The sequence below is a fragment of the Actinoplanes sp. NPDC000266 genome (assembly GCF_042899005.1).
In the GTDB taxonomy this organism is placed as follows: Bacteria; Actinomycetota; Actinomycetes; order Mycobacteriales; family Micromonosporaceae; genus Actinoplanes.
Map to the genome: position 1 here is coordinate 526,945 of NZ_JBIAZI010000003.1, position 19,391 is coordinate 546,335.

The 19,391-nt window shown below is 69.9% G+C and carries 22 protein-coding genes; 3 read left to right on the forward strand and 19 right to left on the reverse strand.

All coding sequences use genetic code 11. The features are described from left to right. Positions 1–42: 42 nt before the first annotated feature. From ACFY36_RS13970 to ACFY36_RS13985, 4 genes are read right to left on the reverse strand one after another with little or no spacing between them, the layout of a single operon-like run. Complete coding sequence (locus ACFY36_RS13970; protein WP_499746321.1) at positions 43–1,095, reverse strand: Ldh family oxidoreductase; 1,053 nt, start codon at positions 1,093–1,095, stop codon at positions 43–45. 16 nt (positions 1,096–1,111) lie between these two features. Next, complete coding sequence (locus ACFY36_RS13975) at positions 1,112–2,764, reverse strand: thiamine pyrophosphate-dependent enzyme (protein WP_499746322.1); 1,653 nt, start codon at positions 2,762–2,764, stop codon at positions 1,112–1,114. Then, a complete protein-coding gene (locus ACFY36_RS13980) occupies positions 2,761–3,633 on the reverse strand; it encodes an amidohydrolase family protein (RefSeq protein ID WP_499746323.1) in 873 nt (290 codons plus the stop codon). Before ACFY36_RS13980 ends, ACFY36_RS13975 begins: the two co-directional genes overlap by 4 nt. A 13-nt stretch (positions 3,634–3,646) precedes the next feature. Beyond that, a complete protein-coding gene (locus tag ACFY36_RS13985) occupies positions 3,647–5,095 on the reverse strand; it encodes an aldehyde dehydrogenase family protein (RefSeq protein WP_499746324.1) in 1,449 nt (482 codons plus the stop codon). A gap of 116 nt (positions 5,096–5,211) precedes the next feature. Between ACFY36_RS13985 and ACFY36_RS13990 the strand changes: the two genes are divergently transcribed. Then, a complete protein-coding gene (locus tag ACFY36_RS13990; RefSeq protein ID WP_499746325.1) occupies positions 5,212–5,538 on the forward strand; it encodes a putative quinol monooxygenase in 327 nt (108 codons plus the stop codon). Here the strand turns inward: ACFY36_RS13990 and ACFY36_RS13995 are convergent. The 14 genes from ACFY36_RS13995 to ACFY36_RS14060 all read right to left on the reverse strand — a co-directional run bounded on the left by ACFY36_RS13995 (position 5,499) and on the right by ACFY36_RS14060 (position 17,432). Then, the gene (locus ACFY36_RS13995; protein WP_499746326.1) at positions 5,499–6,314 is read right to left on the reverse strand and encodes a hypothetical protein; all 816 of its coding nucleotides are present in this window, start codon (positions 6,312–6,314) and stop codon (positions 5,499–5,501) included. The two genes, ACFY36_RS13990 and ACFY36_RS13995, sit on opposite strands and share 40 nt — an antisense overlap. A gap of 3 nt (positions 6,315–6,317) precedes the next feature. Continuing rightward, the gene (locus tag ACFY36_RS14000; RefSeq protein ID WP_499746327.1) at positions 6,318–6,815 is read right to left on the reverse strand and encodes a SigE family RNA polymerase sigma factor; all 498 of its coding nucleotides are present in this window, start codon (positions 6,813–6,815) and stop codon (positions 6,318–6,320) included. Positions 6,816–6,874: 59 nt separating this feature from the next. After that, complete coding sequence (locus ACFY36_RS14005) at positions 6,875–7,336, reverse strand: hypothetical protein (protein WP_499746328.1); 462 nt, start codon at positions 7,334–7,336, stop codon at positions 6,875–6,877. Positions 7,337–7,605: 269 nt separating this feature from the next. Further along, a complete protein-coding gene (locus ACFY36_RS14010) occupies positions 7,606–8,607 on the reverse strand; it encodes a uroporphyrinogen decarboxylase/cobalamine-independent methonine synthase family protein (RefSeq protein WP_499746329.1) in 1,002 nt (333 codons plus the stop codon). Next, positions 8,607–9,050, reverse strand: coding sequence for a GlcG/HbpS family heme-binding protein (locus ACFY36_RS14015; protein ID WP_499746330.1), 444 nt, complete (start codon positions 9,048–9,050; stop codon positions 8,607–8,609). The genes ACFY36_RS14010 and ACFY36_RS14015 overlap by 1 nt, the downstream gene beginning before the upstream one ends. After that, positions 9,047–9,808, reverse strand: a complete 762-nt coding sequence (locus ACFY36_RS14020) for an alpha/beta fold hydrolase (RefSeq protein ID WP_499746331.1) — start codon at positions 9,806–9,808, stop codon at positions 9,047–9,049. The genes ACFY36_RS14015 and ACFY36_RS14020 overlap by 4 nt, the downstream gene beginning before the upstream one ends. Continuing rightward, the gene (locus ACFY36_RS14025; RefSeq protein WP_499746332.1) at positions 9,805–10,176 is read right to left on the reverse strand and encodes a VOC family protein; all 372 of its coding nucleotides are present in this window, start codon (positions 10,174–10,176) and stop codon (positions 9,805–9,807) included. The genes ACFY36_RS14020 and ACFY36_RS14025 overlap by 4 nt, the downstream gene beginning before the upstream one ends. Before the next feature lie 11 nt (positions 10,177–10,187). After that, the gene (locus ACFY36_RS14030; RefSeq protein WP_499746333.1) at positions 10,188–10,967 is read right to left on the reverse strand and encodes a fumarylacetoacetate hydrolase family protein; all 780 of its coding nucleotides are present in this window, start codon (positions 10,965–10,967) and stop codon (positions 10,188–10,190) included. Continuing rightward, on the reverse strand, positions 10,967–12,409 hold the full coding sequence (locus ACFY36_RS14035; RefSeq protein ID WP_499746334.1) for an NAD-dependent succinate-semialdehyde dehydrogenase: 1,443 nt from the start codon (positions 12,407–12,409) through the stop codon (positions 10,967–10,969). Before ACFY36_RS14035 ends, ACFY36_RS14030 begins: the two co-directional genes overlap by 1 nt. A gap of 2 nt (positions 12,410–12,411) precedes the next feature. Further along, positions 12,412–13,311 carry a VOC family protein gene (locus ACFY36_RS14040; RefSeq protein WP_499746335.1) on the reverse strand — a complete coding sequence of 300 codons (900 nt, stop codon included), beginning with the start codon at positions 13,309–13,311 and terminating at the stop codon, positions 12,412–12,414. A 101-nt stretch (positions 13,312–13,412) separates the two neighbouring features. Beyond that, positions 13,413–14,333: a LysR family transcriptional regulator gene (locus ACFY36_RS14045; protein ID WP_499746336.1), complete on the reverse strand. Its 921-nt coding sequence runs from the start codon at positions 14,331–14,333 to the stop codon at positions 13,413–13,415. 63 nt (positions 14,334–14,396) lie between these two features. Continuing rightward, complete coding sequence (locus ACFY36_RS14050; protein ID WP_499746337.1) at positions 14,397–15,371, reverse strand: ABC transporter permease; 975 nt, start codon at positions 15,369–15,371, stop codon at positions 14,397–14,399. Continuing rightward, the gene (locus ACFY36_RS14055) at positions 15,368–16,864 is read right to left on the reverse strand and encodes a sugar ABC transporter ATP-binding protein (protein WP_499746338.1); all 1,497 of its coding nucleotides are present in this window, start codon (positions 16,862–16,864) and stop codon (positions 15,368–15,370) included. Before ACFY36_RS14055 ends, ACFY36_RS14050 begins: the two co-directional genes overlap by 4 nt. Then, positions 16,857–17,432, reverse strand: coding sequence for a carboxymuconolactone decarboxylase family protein (locus ACFY36_RS14060; protein WP_499746339.1), 576 nt, complete (start codon positions 17,430–17,432; stop codon positions 16,857–16,859). Before ACFY36_RS14060 ends, ACFY36_RS14055 begins: the two co-directional genes overlap by 8 nt. Positions 17,433–17,561: 129 nt before the next feature. Here ACFY36_RS14060 and ACFY36_RS14065 point away from each other — a divergent pair, with 129 nt between their 5' ends. Next, positions 17,562–17,972, forward strand: a complete 411-nt coding sequence (locus ACFY36_RS14065) for a cupin domain-containing protein (RefSeq protein WP_499746340.1) — start codon at positions 17,562–17,564, stop codon at positions 17,970–17,972. Here the strand turns inward: ACFY36_RS14065 and ACFY36_RS14070 are convergent. Further along, a complete protein-coding gene (locus ACFY36_RS14070; protein ID WP_499746341.1) occupies positions 17,969–18,400 on the reverse strand; it encodes a hypothetical protein in 432 nt (143 codons plus the stop codon). The genes ACFY36_RS14065 and ACFY36_RS14070 overlap by 4 nt on opposite strands. 83 nt (positions 18,401–18,483) lie before the next feature. Between ACFY36_RS14070 and ACFY36_RS14075 the strand changes: the two genes are divergently transcribed. Then, positions 18,484–19,368, forward strand: coding sequence for an alpha/beta fold hydrolase (locus tag ACFY36_RS14075; RefSeq protein ID WP_499746342.1), 885 nt, complete (start codon positions 18,484–18,486; stop codon positions 19,366–19,368). The last annotated feature ends 23 nt before the right edge of the window (positions 19,369–19,391 follow it).

A 19,391-nucleotide genomic window follows, 5' to 3' on the forward strand; every position in this document is an offset into this window, starting at 1 on the left:
GCTCCGTACGCGGCAGCTGCCGTCACCGCGTACGGAAGATCATCAGGATTGCGACGGTAGCGGTATGTGCAACTCTTTCGCTGCGTTTTCCAGTTCCGACCACACCTTCGCGGCCACCGGAACGCCCTTGACGGCCCGGTCGGCCGCCACCGCCGCGCTGTGCTGGCCCGGATAGCGGATCTCCGCGTCGTCCGCCGCCGGCGTCAGCCCTCGCAAGGCGGCGAGGGTCGAGTCCACCGCCGGCCCGAACGCCTCCGCGTCACCGAACGCGGCCGGCCGCAGGGCCAGGATCAGCGCGTTCTGCCGGTGCCGGCGCCCGGCCGGGTCGTCGCCGTGGAACGAGGAGAGGATCGGGGCGCCGACCAGCACGCTGGTCAGCAGCTCGAACACGAGCGACATGCCCGCGCCCTTCGCTCCGCCCAGCGGCAGCGGCATCGTGGCCAGGTTCGGGTCGGTCGTGGGCGTGCCGTCCGCGGTCGCGGCCACCCCCTCGGGCAGGGTCTGTCCCGCGTTGCGGTACTGCGCGATCTTGCCGAGCGCGATGCCGGCGGTCGCCATGTCGAGCAATACCGGCGGCTGGTCCCCGGCCGTGGGCACGGCGATCGACAGCGGGCTGGTCGCCACGGCCGCGCCCCGCACTCCCGGATAGCTCATGTTCGGCATGCCCGCGACGAAGGCGATGCCGATCAGGCCCTCGGCCGCGATCAGCGACGTGTAGTAGCCGATCGCTCCGGTGTGCACCGTGCCGCGCACGCCGACCGCACCGATCCCGCCGGCCCGGGCCAGCCTGACCGCCTCGGTCGCGGCCGCGGTCAGCGCGACCGGCCCGGGGGCACGGTCGGCGTCGAGCACGGCGACCGCCGCCGCCGTCGACGAGAGGGACATCGTGGGCGCCGGATTCGCCTCGCCCGAGGCCAGCAGCTCCAGGTAGCGCGGCACCCGGGCCACGCCGTGCGAGTCGACGCCGCGCAGCGCCGCCCAGATCAGCACGTCGCTGATGGTCCGCGCCTGCGCGGGGTCCTTGACCGACGCCGCGAGCAGCGCGGTCGTGAACTCCTTGAGCTCACCGGCGGGAACCAGGACTTTGGGGGGCATGGGTCTCCAAACGGGATCAGCGCGAGACGCGCACGTTGACGATCGCGGTGGTTCCGGACCGCACGGCCTTGAACGCCCGGTCGAGGGCCGGCGCCAGCTCGTCGCGGGCCGCGACGTGCTCGCCGTGCATGCCGAACGGCTCGGCGAAGGCCGACAGCTCGGGCTGCGAGCTCAGGTCGTTGCCGAGGAACTCGCCGGTCTCGACGGCCGCGCCCTTCGGGTAGAACCGCAGGTGGTTCAGCTTCATCGACAGATATTCGTGGTTGTTGAAGACCACGATGAGCAGCGGCAGGTTGTTGGCCCGGGCCGCGTCCAGCGAGGGGATCACCGGGTTGTAGAGGAACGCGCCGTCGCCGACGGTGAGCACGACCGGCTTGTCCGGCGCGGCCAGTTTCACGCCGAGGGCCACCGCGATCCCCTGCCCCAGGCCGCCCTGCACGTAGAAGTACGAGTCGGGGGCGCTGCGCCGCAGGTGCCGCTGCACGACGCGGCTGTGCGTGATGGTCTCGTCGACCACGATCGAGTCGCCATCGGCCAGCAGCTCACGCAGTGTCGCGGCGACAAGCACAGGGTCGAGCCCTTCGGCCTTCTCCTCGGCCGCCCTGATCGCCGCCTGTTCCTCGCCGTGCCGGGCCGGCATTGCTCGTGACGAGGGGGAAGCCAGCCGGGCCAGCGCCAGCAGCGTCTCCGCCGTGCCGCCCTCGAGGTACTGATCGGCGTTCAGCACCTGATAGGCGATGTGCGGCCGCTGGGGTACCTCGTCGATCACCAGGATCTTGGCTTTCGCGGGCGTACGGGACGGCGGGTAGAAAGGCGCACGGCAGTTGATCAGGATGATCAGGTCGGCCGTGTCCACCCAGGGCTCCAGGTTCCCGCCCACGTGCAGCGGGTGGTTGCGCGGGAAGTTCGCGCACACCGCCGAGCTCGGCTCGACGACCGGGATGCGCAGCTTCTCGGCGAAGGCGACCAGCGCCGCCATGCCGTCCTCCTCGCGGCCCACCGTCTCGGTGACGATCACCGGGTTGTCCGCCGCCGCGATGAGCTCGAGCGCCGCCCGCAGCTCGCTGTCGGGACTGACGCTGGCGCCCTTCGAAGCCACGGTTTTGATCGGTGGAGAGGACCACGGCTCGAGGAGCACCTCCAGCGGCACGTTGAGATAGACCGGCCCGGCCGGCGCGCGGGCGGCCAGCTCGGCCCCGCGCGTGATCATCGTGGGCAGCGTGTGGACACTGGCCGCCTGGTTCGACCACTTCGTCCACGGCGCCGCGAACGTGTGCGGCCCGCCCACCACCGACAGGTTGCGGTACCACTGGCCGCCCGGGTCGGGGCCGGGCCCGTCGCCGTAGGTGGTCGACTCCGAGGAGGCGACCACCATGGGCACGCCGGCCAGCAGGGCGCCGTGCACCGCGTTGGCCCCTTGGAGCAGGCCGGGCCCGGCGTGCAGGAGCACGCCCTGGGCCCGGCGGGTCACGAGGCCGTAGCCGGTGGCCATGCCGACCGCGACCGTCTCGTGGGTCAGGTCGAGATATCCCGGGCAGGGCTCGCCGTCGCGGTGCCGCCGCGCGATCGACTCCCACACCGGCGCCCACTCCGAGCCCGGCGACGAGAAGACGTAGTCGGCGCCGGCCGCGAGGAAGGCCGCGACGACGGCGTCGCCCCCGTCGGTCACGAGGAGGCCTTGTCGTTGATGGGCCAGTCCAGCACCTCGCAGATGCCCCGGCCCATGATCCACTCAAGCTCCTCCGGCGTGAGGTCGAAGTGCTTGGTGAACTGCTCGATCGTCTCGACGTAGCTGAGGCCGTGACCGAGCAGGCGGGTGATGTCGGTGCCCCAGAAGCAGCGCTCGGGTCCCATCTTGTCGACCATCTCACGCACGTACTTCTCGATGTTGAGGTTCGGGAAGGGCTGCGTGGAGTAGCCCGGGATGGCCGAGACCTTCACGTAGATGTTCGGGTGCTTGTGCAGGTCGGCGGTCTCGGAGACCCAGTAGCCGATCGCGTCGTCCACGCAGCGCGCCATGATGCCCATGTGATCGATGATGATCTTCAGGCCGGGGTGCCGCTCGGCGATCTTCCCGAGTTCCGCCTTCCAGATCGGCGCGTGGACCATCGTCGGGATGGACAGCTCCTCGGCGATCGGCCAGTACCAGTCGTTGGTGCCGTCGATCATCCAGTTGCGGTCGATCGGCCGGTGGAAGGTCAGCCGCGTCCCCTTGATGTAGGGGTTCTGTGCGAAGTCCTTCAGCATCGCCTTGCCCTCTTCGGGCTTGTTCTGCGGGATGCGGGCCATGATGCCGAACCGCTCCGGGAACGCCTCGCAGGCCTCCAGCGCGTAGTCGATCCGGTCGCCCTCCCACGACGGTGGCAGGATCAGGGCCCGGTTGACGCCGGCCTCGTCCATCAGCGCGAGGCACTCCTCGTAGCTGAAGGGGTCTTCCCGGTGCCCGTTGAGACGGATCCGCTCCCGCGCGCCCGGAACCCACGGGCGGTCGGGCGTCTCTTCCTTCCAGATGTGCACCTGGGAGTCGACGACGAACATAGGGTGTTTCCTCTCAGCTGAAGTTGATCGCGACGGTCTTGACGCGGGTGTAGAAGTGCAGGGCCTCGCTGCCCTGCTCCTTGAAGGCCGATCCGGAGCTCCGGAAGCCCCCGAACGGCTGGTGGACGTCCCAGCCGGAGGTCGTGGTGTTGACCGCGATCTGCCCGCACTCGACCTCGTCCAGGAAACGGTGGGCCGCCGTCAGATCCGTCGTGAAGATCGCCGCGGCGAGCCCGTAGCGGGAGTCGTTCACCTCGGCGATCGCCTGCTCGATCCCGTCGACGACCCGGACGGCCACGACCGGCCCGAAGACCTCCTCGCTCCAGACGTCCATCTCGGTGGTGACGCCGGCCAGGATCGTGGGATTGACATAGCAGCCGTACGCCAGCGGGCCGCCCGGCGCGTCCCCGCCCAGCTCGACCCGGGCCCCCTGCTTGACCGCGGTGGCGATGTCGCCGAGCACGCTGTCCTGCTGCGCCCGGCTGACCAGGGGCCCGACAACGGTGCCGTCCTGGTTGCCGGGCCCGAGCCGGAGCGCGGCCACCCGGTCCTTGAGCGCGGTCAGGAAGTCGTCCGCGACCGCCCGCTCGACCAGCACCCGGCTGGTCGCGGTGCACCGCTGCCCGGCCTGCCCGAACGAGGCGGCGACCACGCCCGCGACGGCCTGCTCGAGCTTGGCGTCGGCCAGCACCACGGTCGCGTTCTTGCCGCCCAGCTCCCCCTGGAAGCGCACGTTGCGCCCGGCGACCCGGGCCCGGATGCCCTCGCCGACCTCGTTGCTCCCGGTGAAGGTGACGGCGGCGACGCGCGGATCGTCGAGCAGCGCGCCGGAGATCTCCGAGGTGCGCCCGGTGACCACGCTGAGCACCCCGGCCGGCAGCCCGGCGTCGTGCAGGGCGCGAGCCAGGTAGAGCGTCGAGCTGGGCGTCTCGCTGGCCGGCTTGATCACCACGGCGTTGCCGGCCGCGAGCGCCGGCGCCAGCTTCCGGGCCGGCGTGATCAGCGGGTCGTTCCACGGCGTGATGGCCAGGACCACCCCGATCGGCTCCCGCTGCCAGGAGGTCCGGGTCGCCGGCCGGGCGTCGTTGACGAGCGCCCCGTACGGCTCCCGCCCGATCCCCGCGTAGTACTCGAAGAAGTCGGCCGTCTTCTCGACCTCGCCGCGAGCCTCGGCCAGGGTCTTGCCGTTCTCGGTGACCACCGCGAGCGCGATCTCGGCGGCGCGGACCCGCACCAGAGACGCGGCTTTCGCCAAAACCTTCGAGCGTTCGAGCGCCGGTGTACGCCGCCACGTGGCGAAGCCGTCCTCAGCCGCGTCATAGATCTCGGTCACGGCCGCCGCCGACAGCGCCGGCACCCGCACCACGGGCTGGCGCACATCGACCGGATCGAACACGTCGACCCAGGCGTCGGCGCCCGTCCACCGGCCCCCGGCCAGCGTCTCCATCGTTCGCACAAACATCACCGCTCCTCGGGAATCTGAGAGAAACCCTAGGAACCGCGATGCGCCCTAACCATCCGTCGCGGGGCATCCAATGCTTGCGCCGCGCGCACTCTGCGAGGTGCTGAAATCCTTCCATGCCGTACGCCGTGATAGCGCACTACCGCTGCGCCCCACCCGACGCCGACCTGGTCCGCGAGGCCCTGCTGAAGATGCGCGCCCACACCCGGGACGAGCCCGCCAACCTGCTCTACGAGCTGCACACCGACCCCGAGGACCCGGCCGTCTTCGTCATCTACGAGCAGTACACCGACCGCGCGGGTTTCGAGACCCACGCCGCCACCCCACACTTCACCGAATACATCCTCGACACGATCCGCCCCCGCCTGACCGACCGCCAGGTCTTCTTCGGCGACGTCATAACTCAGGAAAACAGAAACAGCCCATCCGAGAGCGCCAGCTGAACGGCCTGGTCCGCGGTGAGCACGGGTTCCGGCCGGGTGGCGACCGGAGCCCCGCCGCCCTTCACCTGCCGGTCGGTGTTCGAGACCTGCACGTAGATCTCGCTGTGACCCCGATAGACCCGCACGACGTAATTCCGCGGCTCCCCGGCCGGCAGGCCGCCGGCCTCGGTGCTCAGCAGCACGGTCTCCCCGCGCGGCCCCGGCCGGACGGTGCACTTCGCCGCCTTTTCCCGCCGGCACTGATCCTCGCCCTCAGAAGCGGCCTCCTGATCCACCACCGCGACATTGACCGTCAGGTCACCGGTGCCCTCGGCATCACGAACCAGAGCCACGGCGTCCACCCGGTCGCCGCCCAGGCTGAACCCGGTCAGCGGCCCCGCCGGCGCACCCGGCACCTGGGCGTAGCGCGCGTTCGGGAGCAGGCGGGGCACTTCCTCGCCGAGATGACAGGTCAGGCTGACAGCCGCCCACTCCACGACATCGGGCGGCAGTGCCTGGCCGGCCGCGACCACCCCACTGGGCCGGGACCCGGGCGCGATCAGGCACGGCTCGGCCGCCGCGAACTGAGCACCACCGGATCCGGCCCCGGACACCGCGACCACGCCCGCCCCGGCCAGCACCGCCGCGAGCCCGGCCCCCGCGAACCCGGCCAGCCGCCGGTTCCGGCGTGATCGCCGCCCGGCGGCGAGCACGGTCTGGGCACTCAGCCCCATCACCGGTTCGGCGTCATCGGCGTACGCCGCCCTCAACGCTTCTCGCACTTCCCGTTCGCCCATCGCCTACTCCTTGGTGAACGCGGCATCGGGAAGCACCGCCCGCATGGATTGGAGGGCCCGGGCGGTCTGGCTCTTCACGGTGCCCTCGGTGACCCCGAGCAGAGCGGCGACCTCGGCCACCGGCAGATCTTCCAGATAGCGCAGCACCACCGCGGCCCGCTGCCGCGGCCCCAGCTCGGCCAAGGCCCGGCGCACCGCCACCTTCGACGTGGGATCGGCGCTGTCAGCCGCCCGCTCCGGCGGCTCGGCCATGAGTGCTTCACGCCGCCGATCCCGCCGGTGCGTCAGAAAGGCATTGACCAGCACGCGCCGCGCATAGGCGTCCACCGTCTCCCCACGAAGACCGGTCCACCGCCGGTACAGCCGCACGAAGGTGACCTGAACCAGATCCTCAGCCGTATGCCAGTCCCCGCACAGCGAATAGGCAAGCCGGCGCAGAGGCTGCGCCCGCACGCGAAAGTATTCGGCGAACTGCTCTTCCCAGTCGGCCCGCACCACCACGCCCCCTTCCCTCGCCCACCCATCTACTCCGCGGACGGCGAAAAGGTTGCATCACTTCATCACTCGACGGGCCCCAGAGGAGGAGGACACGAATCGGCCCAGCCGACGGCCCCGTCCCAGCCGGACCGCTCGGCGTTGTTGAACACCAGCGACAGCACGGACCGTTGGCCATCGGCCGCCAGCGACCCGTTCCAGCCGTCCTCCGGATGGTTGAAGACCTGCTGCACGATCATCGGCTCGTGGTCGCGGCAAACCATCATGCCCTCACCCTCGAGAAACCCGGCCACCCGTTCCAGGGCCCCGTCCAGCCGCAACGCGACACTCAGGTGCCAGGGATAGCCCACGTCACCGGCATACCGGCACGAGTGCTCCACAGTGACGCCGATCCCCGCTTCTTCCAGCGGCTCCAGATAGTTCTCGACGAGCACATCCTCGGCCCCGCCAACGCTGCGATCGCCGCTACACCCACCGAGCACCACAAGCCCGACCACAGCAACAAGAATCCGCCCCACCCCACGCACAGCCGCACAGTACCGGTCTTCCACTCCGCTCACGGCCCCCACAAACCGCCGCCCAGCCACCGAACCCGGCCGGCGCGTCGCGATCGCCGCCGAGCATCAACGGGCACGGGTCAGCGATGACCGACTCTCGCACCACCCAGCGGGCACAACCGGCTCGCGGGGCCGAGCATGAGCACCGACCCGCGCGACCGGCCTGGAATTGCCGACCAGCCCACCACCCAGCCGGCCCGCGTGACCGACTCCCCTGTCCACACCCCGCGACCGAAGAATCAGAGCTCATTCCCCCAGCACATCCGAGCCACCGTCTCCACGTGGATCAGCTTGCGCCTCTGATCCTCGATCCCGATCGAAGACCCTCCCGCCACGTCCGAGAAGCCCGCACTCGGACTGACCGCCACGTCCTCCAGGTCGCGCACCTCGAAGACCAGGTCCATCCGGCTCATGACCGCGTCGATGTCCTCGAGCCGAGCGGTGAACGGGTCCACGATGCCCAGGCACACGTCCTTGGACGCCGGCACCGCCCGCACCAGCGCCAGCTCGGCGCCGGTGTGCTTGTCGTACGGCAGAATCCACCGATCCGCCGGAACCTCGTTGAAGAGCCGTTCCGCCCCCGCGTTGTCGACCGCCCCGGGCGCCACCAGAGCCGGGCAGATTCCGATCCGTACGTCCTCCGGCTTGTCCTTCAGGCCGATGGCCAGCGAGTCCACCGCGATCGCGTCGTCCAGCGAGATGCCCGGGATCGACTCCCCGCCGAGCGCCGCCGCGTAGGCGTGCCCGTCCAGCTGGACGTAGCGCACCCCCTTCGCGATCAGCTGTGCGATCTCGTCGCGGATGATCGCGGCCAGCGCCTCGCCGAGCGAACGGACGCTGTCGTACGGGCCGCCGGGGTCGAACGTCGCCGCCGCCAGCAACGCCGGGGACGGCAGCGTCGCCTTCGCCGGGAGCTGCTGGGTCAGGCCGTCGACCGCCGCCGTGTCCTCGGCCACCAGCGAGCGCACCGGCTTCAGCCATCCGTCCGCGATCCACCGGTCCCCCACCTGCGAGAAGCCCGCGACCCCTTCGAGGACGACGCCCGCCGACGATGCCCGGCGGAACTGCCCGTCCGTCACCACCGACAGGCTGAGCTTGCGCTGGTCGCGGACCACGGCCGCGATCGCCTCGTCCTCCACCGCGCGCAGGCCGGGGTCGTCGCGGCGGCGGGCCTCGAGAAGCTCCGGCGGGCGCACGAGGCTGCCGTGGTGGTCGATCCGGAACTTGTAAGTGTCAGCCATTACTTCCTGGCCCCTCCCCACGCCTGGAATTCGAGCTCATAGCCGAGCGCTCCCAGCACGTCGTCGCAGATCTGCTGGTCCTCGTCGCCGGTGCCGCCCGAGATGCCCAGGCCGCCGAGGATCTCGCCGTCGCGTTTGACGGTCACTCCGCCCTCGGTGGCCACGATCGGCTGGGCCGCGTGGGCCGACAGGGAGGCGAAGAAGCCGGGGTTGCTCTCCGCCCACGCCTTCAGCATCTTGGTCGGCCGTTCCATCACCGCCGCGCTGTACGCCTTGGAGATGGCGATGTTCGGAGTCAGCGGCCGCGCTCCGTCGGCCCGCTTCACCACGAGCAGGAACCCGCCCGCGTCGACCACCGCCACGCTGAGGGCCTTGCCGATGGTGCTTCCGGCCTTCTGCGCGGCGTCGACGATGACGGAAGCGTCGTGAAGGGTCAGCTTCATGCCAGGGCCTCCCGGATCGACGTGACGGCCGCGTTGAACAGGTCCGGCCGCTCCCAGTACATGGAGTGCGGCGCGTCCGGGATCAGCGAGAGACGGGAGCCCTTCACGAGCTCGTGTGCCTTGCGCACCGTGGCCGCGCTGAGCACCGCGTCCTTCTCGCCGGCCAGGAACGTGATGTCGAGCCCGGAGGCGACGACCTCCTCGATCGTCGGGCCGCCGGCGGACAGGTTGCGCAGGTCGGCCATCTTGGCCACGTTGAACGTGCCCATCTGCTGGAAGAGGAACGTCTTGGCCGGCTCGTTCTCCTGGAACGCCTTGCTCAGCAACCGGTCCAGCACCGGCAGCTTGACCGCTTCCGCGCGGTCGGCCGCGACCAGGTCGGCCAGCACCGGATCGGCGATGCCGCCGAGCGAGTGGGCCAGGGCGACGCCTCGGACCCGGTCCGGGCGCGACAGGCCGGCGCGCAGGGCCGCCACCGCGCCGATCGACTGGCCCACCAGCAGGGCGCCGGTGATGTCCTCCTGGTCGAGCACGGCCAGGATGTCGCCGGGAAAGTCCTGCCCGTCGAACGAGGATGTGGAGGACTTGCCGAAGCCTCGCAGGTCGACCGTGATGACGGTGAACCTGGTGCGCAGCGCGGCCACCTGCTGCCACCAGGCGGCGTGGTGGCCGCCCGAGCCGTGCACGAGCAGGATGGCCGGGCCGGCGCCGTGCCGCTCGTAGTAGATGGAGACGCCGCCGGCGCTGACGACGCTCATCGGGCGAAGTTCCCGTGGTAGACCAGCTCGATCATAGTGTGGTCGGGGTCGTGGATGTAGCAGAACTTCGAGTTGTTCTCGGGCCGCTCGATCGGCCGCGTGTGCCGGATTCCCAGCTCGGTGAGGTGGGCCAGGAATCCGTCCCAGTCCTCCACCTCGATCGCGAAGTGGTAGGGCGCCATCCGGTCCATCTCCTCGACCGGCGTGAAATGCAGGTCGAAGTTGCCGCGGGTCATGAGCACCACCTTGGTGTTGCTCTTGGGCGTGATGGCCTTGAGCCCGAACACTTTCGAGTACCACTCCTTGGTGCGCTCGGGATCGGTGGTCGGGAAGTTCACGTGGTGGATGAAGCGGGGTTTCGTGGACACCGAAAGCCTCCTCAGGTTTCCAGAACTACGGGGTTGGACAGCACACCGATGCCGCTGATCTCGATGTCGACGACGTTTCCCGGCTCCATCTGGACGGTGGAGTCGGCGCCCATCCAGAGGACGTCGCCGGGGTGCAGGGTGATGTACTTCGTGGTCTCGACGATGTAGTCGTAGGGATCGAAAATCATCGCGCCGGTGTCGAACGACGCGCGCACGTCGCCGTCGATGCGGACGGTCGTGGTCTGCCGCAGCGGGTCGACGCCGGTCTCGATCCAGGGCCCCATCGGCTTGAACGTGTCGCTGTTCTTGCCGCGCCAGAAGGTCCGGTCGGCGTTCTGCCATTCGCGGGCGCTGACGTCGTTGCCGATGGTCCAGCCGAAGACCGATTCCTGCGCCTCCTGCCGGGACGCTTTCTTCACCGTACGGCCGATGACCGCCACGACTTCACCCTCGGCCTCGAAGCGTCCCGTGACGCCGGCCGGGCGCACGATCGGCGACCGGTGCCCGGTGAGCGCGTTGTTGGCCCGGTAGCCGATCTCGGGCCGCTCCGGGAGCGCGGCCGCCGGGTACCCCATCTGTTTGGCGTGCTCGACGTGGCCCCGGTAGTTCAGTCCGACCGCGTAGAAGACCGGCGGAATCACCGGCGGCAGAAAGTGAACGTCGCCCAACGGGAGGTCGCCGACCACCGCGGGCGAGCCGGAGAGAGGTGATCCGTCGAGGACGTGGACCGCCGAATCCTCCACGCGCGCCCACGAGGGCCGCCCGCCGAGCGAGATACGCGTGTACCTCATCAATCGACCAGCAGGTGGTTGACGCGCTTGGTGACGAGGTAGCCCTCGAGGCCCTCGGGGCCGCCCTCACGGCCGAAACCACTCGACTTCACACCGCCGGACGGCGCCTCGTGCACCGATCCTCCACAGTGGTTGATGGACAGGATGCCCGCCTCGAAACCGGCGATCAGCCTCTCCGCCGTCCTGGAGGAGCGCGTAAAGCCGTACGCGGCCAGGCCGTACGGCAGGGAATTGGCGGTCTCCAGGGCCTGGGCGAGGTCGGTGAAGCGCACGATGGGCGCTATCGGCCCGAACGGCTCCTCGGTCATGACCCGCGCGCCGAGCGGCACCTCGGTCAGCACGGTCGGCGCGAAGAAGAAACCCGGCCGGTCGATCCGCTCGCCGCCCCTTCGCAGAACAGCGCCGCGGCTGACCGCGTCGGTGACCAGCTCCTCCATCGCCTTGAGCCGGCGCGGATTGGCGAGCGGCCCCATCGTGACACCCTCGTCGAGCCCGTCACCCACGACCACCCCGTCCGTAGCGGCCAGGAAAGCGGCGACGAACTCGTCGTACACATCGTCGTGGACCAGGAACCGGCTGGGCGAGGTGCAGACCTGACCGGCGTTGGCGAACTTGGCGGCGACCGACTTGCGGGCCGCCTGGACCGGGTCGGCGTCGGCGCAGACGATGACGGGCGCGTGCCCGCCCAGCTCCATCAGGCTCGGCTTCATCTCGGCGCCGGCCTTACCGGCCAGCAGTTTGCCGACCGGGATGGAGCCGGTGAAGGCGATCAACCGGATCGCGGGCGAGGCGATGAGATGGCCGGAGACGAAGGCGGGATCGCCGAAGACCAGATTGAGTACACCCTTGGGCACACCCGCTTCGTCGAACACGCGCACGAGTTCGCACGCCGTCCCGGGCGTCTCCTCGGAGGCCTTGATGACGATGGAACAGCCGGCCGAGAGAGCGGCCGCGATTTTGCGCATCGGTGAGCCGCCCGGGAAGTTCCACGGGGTGAACGCGGCGACCGGGCCGATCGGCTCCTTACGGACGGAGAGAATCGTGTCGTCGGCCGAGGGGATGATGCGGCCGTAGGCGCGGCGGGCGTCGTCCGCGTCCCAGCGGAGCGTCCCGGCGATGCGGACGATCTCGCCACGGGCCTCCCTGAACGGCTTGCCCTGTTCGAGCGTCATGACGCGGGCGACCCGGTCGGCCCTCGCCACGAGGCGGTCGGCGGCGTCGTGCAGGATCGCGACCCGGCGGGCGATCGGCGTCGCCCGCCAGACGGCGAACCCGGCGACGGCGGCCTCGATCGCGCGGTCCAGGTCGGCGGCGCCGGCCAGCGGGAGCTCGGCCAGGACCTCCTCGGTGGCGGGGTTGAGCACCGGCGCGGTCGTCCCGCCGGATCCGGTGGTCCACTCGCCGTCGATGAACAGGCCGAGCGGCGCGTACTGGTCAGTCAAGGTCATTCCCCTCGGGAGCTGCGCAGCGTCCAGATGTGGTGCGGCGGCGCGGTTTCGTGGACCCGGGTGCCGTACGAGTCGTCGACGCGGTCCATGTCGGCCGCGAGCTCGACCCGGCCGCCGCAGGGGGCGTGCACGAAGCGGAAGACGTTCGAGCCGACGGTGTGCCGGCCGAGCTTGCGGGCCTCCTGCCAGCCCTGCCCGATCATGTGGTTGCCGCCCTCGATGACGTCGTCGAAGCCGGGCACCTCGAACGAGACGTGGTTGACACTGGCCCGGTCGGGCCGGTGGCAGAGCAGGAAGTTGTGCTGGTCGGCGTCGCCCTCGACGCGCATGAAGACGCCCATCGGCTTGACCACGTCGGTCGGGATGAAGCCGAGCCGGTCGACGTAGAAGGCGACCGCCTCCTCCCGGCCGGCCTTCGGGATGTTCAGCGCCACGTGGCACATGCGCAGCGGCCGGACCCGGCCGACGCTGGTGAGCCCGGTGTTCCAGCGGGTCACCCGGCCCATGATGTTGGCCTCGCGCGGCGTGGGCGGCTCGTAGGCGGCGGGCGGCGCGACGACGAGGCCGACGCCGTAGCCGGTCCGGTCCCGCGTGTGCCAGACGCCGTCCGCGTCCTGTGTCACCGGGACGTCCAGGCGTTCGAGCATGCCGGCCAGCTCGGCCTCGGTGTCGACCGCCCACACCACCTCGCGGATGGTGTTGCCGGGCTCCACCGGGGGCGGCAGGCCGGGATCGTCCCGCCGGCGCAGGCGTAGGGTCTGCTTCGCCAGCGTCTCGAACACGGCCGAGTCATCGTCGTGATGGCGGAGGCCGAGACCGAGGTCGCCGAAGAAACGGACGCACGTATCGATGTCGTCCACGCCGTAGGTGACCGATTCGATGCGCTGCACTCCCATGTGCCGACACCTCCCTCTCAGAGCCTTTTTCGGCCCGCGTCGAGCCTAGAAGCCGATCGGCCGCCGTTACAGGGCCGTTTCCCGCAAGCCTTTGTTGCGTTCTACGCGGCGTCGCGCTCGAACACCGGGATCGGGTTCTGCGCGAACCACTGGGTGAGGAAGCCGAGGAACACCTCGACCTTGCGCGGCGCCTGCTGGGCGGGGCCGTAGATGGCGTACAGCGAACGGCTCGGCACCGGCAGATGCGGCAGCAGAATCTCCAAAGTCCCGTTCATGAGATCGTCGTACGCCGGACGGCTCGGCAACAACGCGATACCGCGCCCGTGCACGGCCGCTTTCTGGAGCGCGATGTACGAGTTCGACGAGAAAGCGACGTTGCGGATCTTGTGCAACGTGCTCTCGTGGCCGCGGCCGATGCGCCACACCGGGTCGTTCGAGTGGACCAGGCAATCGTGATTCGCCAGGTCGTTGGGGTCGTCGAGCTGGCCGTGCTTCTCCAGATAAGTCTTGCTGGCGCACAGCACGAAGGGCAAAGACGCGATCTTTTTCAGCCGTACGCTCGAATCGCGCAGATCGCGGGTGTGGAACGCGATGTCGAACCCGTCGTCCAGGAAGTCGTACGTCCGGTCCGACATTCCGCCCAGCTCGAACCGCACGGCGATCTTGGGGTGGGCCACCGAGAAGGCGGCGATCGCGTCGCCCAGGTCGAGGGTGCCGATCCATTTGGGGCAGATGATCGAGAGCGGCCCCTCGGCCCGGTCGTGCAGCTCGGCGATCCGGGCGTCCTCGTCCTCGATCTCGTCGAGGATCCGGTTCGCGAACTCGCTGTACCGCAGGCCCGGCTCGGTCAGGCTGACCGAGCGGGCGGTGCGGTTGACCAGGCGTACGCCCAATTGTTTCTCGAGGTCGGCCACGTGCCGGGAGATCAGCGAGCCCGAGGTGCCGAGCTGTTTGGCGGCGCCGCTGAAGCTGCCGACCTTGGCCACCGTCACGAAGCTGCGCATGACGAGGATGCGGTCCATCGGGCCTCCCCGGGTTCATCAGGTTGAAACGATCTTGACATCTTCGGCGGCCGGCCGGAAGGGTCAATGTCGGCGTCTTTGCAGCGTGTTGGCGATGGCAGCGATCAGCAGAACGGCGCCGACCGAGATGGTCTGGTAGTAGCTGGAGATCTGGAGCAGGTTCAGCACGTTGGCCACCACGCCCAGCAGGAGCACGCCCAGCACCGTGCCGAAGACGGTGCCCTTGCCGCCGGCCAGCGAGGTGCCGCCGATGACCACGGCGGCCACCGCGGTCAGCTGGAGCTGGAGGCCGCCCGTGCCGGGACTGGAGGCGCCGAGGCGCGAGAGCAGCATGATGCCGGCCAGGCCGGCCAGGGCGCCCGCGAAGCCGTACAGCAGAAGCTTGTCCCTCGCGACGTTGATGCCGCTCAGCCGGGCCACGTCCTCGTTGCCGCCGATGGCGAAGGCGTCGCGGCCGAAGGTGGTGTAGCGCATGATGAGCGCGATCACCGCCAGCACCAGCGCGGCCACGAAGACCAGGTTGGGCAGGCCGAGCGTCTTGCCGTTGCCGAGGCCGGTCAGCTGGTCGTCGATCGAGACGCTGAGACCGTTGATGATCAGCAGGGCGACGCCGTCGAGCAGGGTGGCCGTGGCCAGCGTGGCCACGAACGGCGCGACCTTGGTGTAGGTGACCACCAGGCCGTTGACCAGGCCGATCACCGTGGCCAGGGCGATCGACGCGAGCAGGGTCAGCCCGGTGGACTGGCCGTGCGCGAACATCTGCGCGGCGACGGCGGTGGTGACGGCGACGTTGCCGCCGAGGGAGAAGTCCATGCCGCCCGCGGTCATCAGCAGGGTCAGCCCGGCCGCGATGACCGCGACCACGCTGACCTGGCGCAGCACGTTGAGCAGGTTGTTGGTCGAGAGGAAGGAATCGGTCTGCACCGAGGCGAAGACGACGATCAGCACCAGCACGGCGATCAGGCCCGCGTGGGCGACCGTGCGGCGCTTGGTCCGTTTTGTCGGCTTACTTTCGGCGACGGCCAATGTTGCGGTCACGACAGTGCTCCTCCCAGGGCGACGGCGACGAGCTCGTCGTGCGTGATGCTGTTGATGTCGTATTCGGCGACCATGCGGCCGTCGCGGACGCAGACGACCCGGTCGGCCAGCCGCATCACCTCCTTGGCGTCGGAGGAGGCGAGCAGGACGGCCACGCCCTCGGCGGCCAGCCCGTCGACCAGGGCGTGGATGTCGGCCATGGCGGCGATGTCGACGCCGTTGGTCGGGTCCTCCAGCAGGCAGGCGCTGGGCGAGGTGCCCAGCCACTTGGCCAGCAGGACCTTCTGCTGGTTGCCGCCGGAGAGCAGGCCGACCGGCGGGTTCTCGGCCAGCGTGACCACCCGGTAGTCGTGGCGCAGCGGGGCGGCCCGGCGCGACAGCAGGTCCCAGCGGTGCAGCTTCTTGTTGTCGAGACGGTCCTGGGCCAGCAGCAGGTTCTCGTCGACGCTCAGCTCGGGGATGAGGCCGAGGCGGCGGCGGTCGCCGGTGACACAGCGGAGGCCGCTGGAGAGCGACCGTGAGACCCGGCCGAACGGCACCTTGCGGCCGTCGATCTCGAGCTCGCCGCTCTCCGGGCGGCGGCGGCCGCTGAGCAGGTCGAACAGCCGGGACTGGGCGTCGCCGGCCGGGCCGAGGACGGCCACCACCTCGCCCTTGCGGACCTCGACGGTGAAGTCCTCGACGAAGCGGCCTTCGTTCACGCCCCGAACCCTGATCCCGACATTCCCCATCTTGGATGATTTGTCGGGCCGGGTGGAGACGACGTCGCGCCCCACCATGCTGCGTACGAGACCTGGCTCGTCGGTCTCCTTGGCCAGGCCGGCCCAGACCACGGCGCCGTCGCGCAGCACGGTGACCCGGTCGGCCAGGGCGAGCACCTCGCCGATGTGGTGCGAGATGAAGACGACGGCCACCCCGCCGTCCCGCAGGGTCCTGACCAGCGTGTGGATCTGGGCGGCGGCCTCGGCCCCGAGACACGCGGTCGGCTCGTCGAGGATCAGCACCCGGCTGCCGCGGCGCACCTCCCGGGCCACCTCGACCATGGTCTGCTCGGCCACGGTCAGGTCACCGGCGAGCGCGTCCACGTCGAGGTCGATGCCGAGGTCTCCCAACGCCGCTTGTGCTTGCGATCGCGCCGAACGCCAGCGCACCAGGCTCCCCCGCGCCGGCAGGTCGCCGAGCATGATGTTCTCGGCCACGGTGAGGGTCATGACCAGCTCGCGCCGCTGGGGCACGGTGGCGATGCCGAGCTTGCGCGCCTTGCGGGCGGTGAGCTGACCCTGCGCGCCGCCGCCGGCGATCTCCATCTGCCCGGCGTCCGGGTTCTGCGCCCCCGAGAGGATCTTGACGAGGGTCGACTTGCCGGCGCCGTTCATGCCCATCAGCGCGTGGATCTCGCCGGGGAACAGGTCGAGGCTCACGTCCCGCAGGGCGACGGCGCCGCCGAAGCTCTTGCCGATCCCCGCGACCCGGACGACCGGTAGGTCACTCATGGGTCACCCGGGCGTAGCCCTGGATGTCGGGAAAGGGCGGGGTGCGGTCCTTCTGAAGGTCGACCTCGAAGGTATTGAGGAGCATGCCGAGCATCGTGAAGTTGCCGAGGGCGCCGACCGCGTCGACCAGCCCCTGGGCGCCGAAGAAGCCCTTGGCCCGCTCGAACGTCTCCGGGCTGACGAAGTGGTTCTCCAGGATCTCGACGGCGAAGCGGTGGAAGGCCTCGTCCTCGTCGGTCTCCCACTTCGGCTCGCGCCGCTCGGCGATGGCCCGGACCGCCTCGGCCGGGATGCCGGCCTCGACGGCCTTGTCGACGTGGGCGTTCCACGAATATTGGGCGTCCATGTGCCGGGCCGCGAGCAGCAGGGCCAGCTCCCGCAGCCGCAGCGGAAGGCTCGACTCGAACCGGCAGAAGGCGCCGAGCGCCTCCACTTTCTCGCACAGCTCCGGACTGTTGAGCCACACCTGGAAGGGCCCGCGGACGGCCCCGCGCCGCCCGGCGATCCGGGCCGCGATCTCCTGCTGCCGTTCGGTCATCTCGTCGGCGTCGACGACGGGAAGTCTCATGGTTGTTACGCCCTCGCCTCGTGCGTGTTTCGCAAGAACGTAACAACGCCGTGGTACGTCCTCACACGGCGCGAGATGCAAGGTAAGGGTGCATCCGGCGACACACAGATCGCACCTACCCTCACTTTCATGACCGTGATCATCAAGTCCGCCGACGTCAAGGTCCTCGACCGCGGCGGCTCGGTAGCCACCACCCCCCTGATCACCACGACGTCAGCGGCCGGCGAGAACCGCATAACAAGCGGCATCAGCGTCTACCCGGTGGGCACCGGAGCCCCCATGCACTCCCACAATTGCGACGAGCACGTGACGATCCTGGACGGCGAGGCCGAGGTCCTGGTCGAGGGAAAGGCAACCCGCCTGAGCCGGTACGACACCACGTACATCCCGTCCCCGATCCCCCACCTTTTCCGCAACGTGGGCACAACACCCCTGCGCATCCTGTGGGTCTACACATCAGGCGTGGTGACCCGAACCTTCACCGAAACCGGCGTGACCGTCGAGCACCTCTCCCCCGCCGACCAGATGGTCCAGGATTAGCCCGGCAGTACCTGACGCAGCGCCCGGACGGCCGCCGGCGACCGTTTCCACAGCAGCTTCGCGCTGAACCCGTCCTGAAGGCGCACCGTCAGGCTGCTCGTAGTCAAGCCTTCCTTCAAAGTCGCGGAGGCGATCTGAGCGTACGAAATTATCAGCACGTCCTTCTGCGCCGCGACGTAACCGAACCAGGCACCCGGATCGACGTCCATGTCGTGATGGGGAGCCGGCTTCGACAACGCGGCCAGCCCCAACGCGGCCGCCACGCCGAGCACCCCACCGGTCGCCGCCGCGGCCCCGCCCAGCATGGCGCGGACTGTCAGGTCCCGCTTGCCCACCCGCACCAGCGCGTCGTCAGTCAACCACAGCTCGCCGTGACCCCAACTGGTCCACCCCTTGGTGCACGAGTCGCTCAACAGCCGTACACGCACGGTCTCTCCCGGCAGCAGCCTCGCCCTCTCCACAGAACGGTCGGCAGGAGCGGTGGTCCCATGAGCATTCGTATGGTGGCCTCATGGAACATGTCGATGCGGGCGTGCTGTCCGTCGCCTATCTCGAGGACGGTCCGGCTGACGGCTGGCCGGTCGTTCTGTCGCACGGTTTCCCGTATGACGTCCACGCCTACGATGAGGTCGTTCCGGCGCTGACGGCGCGCGGTGCTCGGGTCGTCCGCCCGTACCTGCGGGGTTTCGGACCCACCCGCTTCCGGCCGGGCGGCACGATGCGCAGCGGCCAGCAGGCCGCGCTCGGGTCCGACCTGATCGCGCTGATCGACGCGCTGCGTCTCGACGGGCCGATCGTGGCGGGGTACGACTGGGGCGGCCTGGCCTCCTGTGTGGCGGCCGCGGCGTGGCCGCAGCGAGTGGCCGGCCTGGTTTCACTGGCCGGCTACGACATCATCGACATCGAACGGCAACGGCACGCGTTCGACCCGGCCGTCGAGCACGCGGTGTGGTACCAGCACCTGTTCCAGACGGAACGCGGCCGCGAGGGCCTGGCCGCACACCGCCGCGACCTGTGCCGCATGCTGTGGCGACAGTGGTCGCCCCGATGGGAGTTCGACGAGGCGGCTTTCGCCCGGACCGCTCCTTCGTTCGACAACCCCGACTTCGTCGACGTCGTCATCCACGCCTACCGCCACGCCCTCGGTCAGGCCGCGGGCGATCCCGCGTACGACATCGTCGAGGCCCTTCTCGCGACCCGCCCGAAAATCACCGTGCCCGCGGTGACCCTGGACGGCCTGACCGACACCTTGAAACCGGGCGGTACCGCCGGCCACGCCCACATGTTCAGCGGTCCCCACGAGCACCGGGTGATCGACGCCGGTCACAACCTCCCCCAGGAGGCTCCCGAGGCTTTCGCGGACGCCGTCCTGACCGTCCGTCTGAGGACCCACTGATGCACGCGGCGTCTACCGTGACT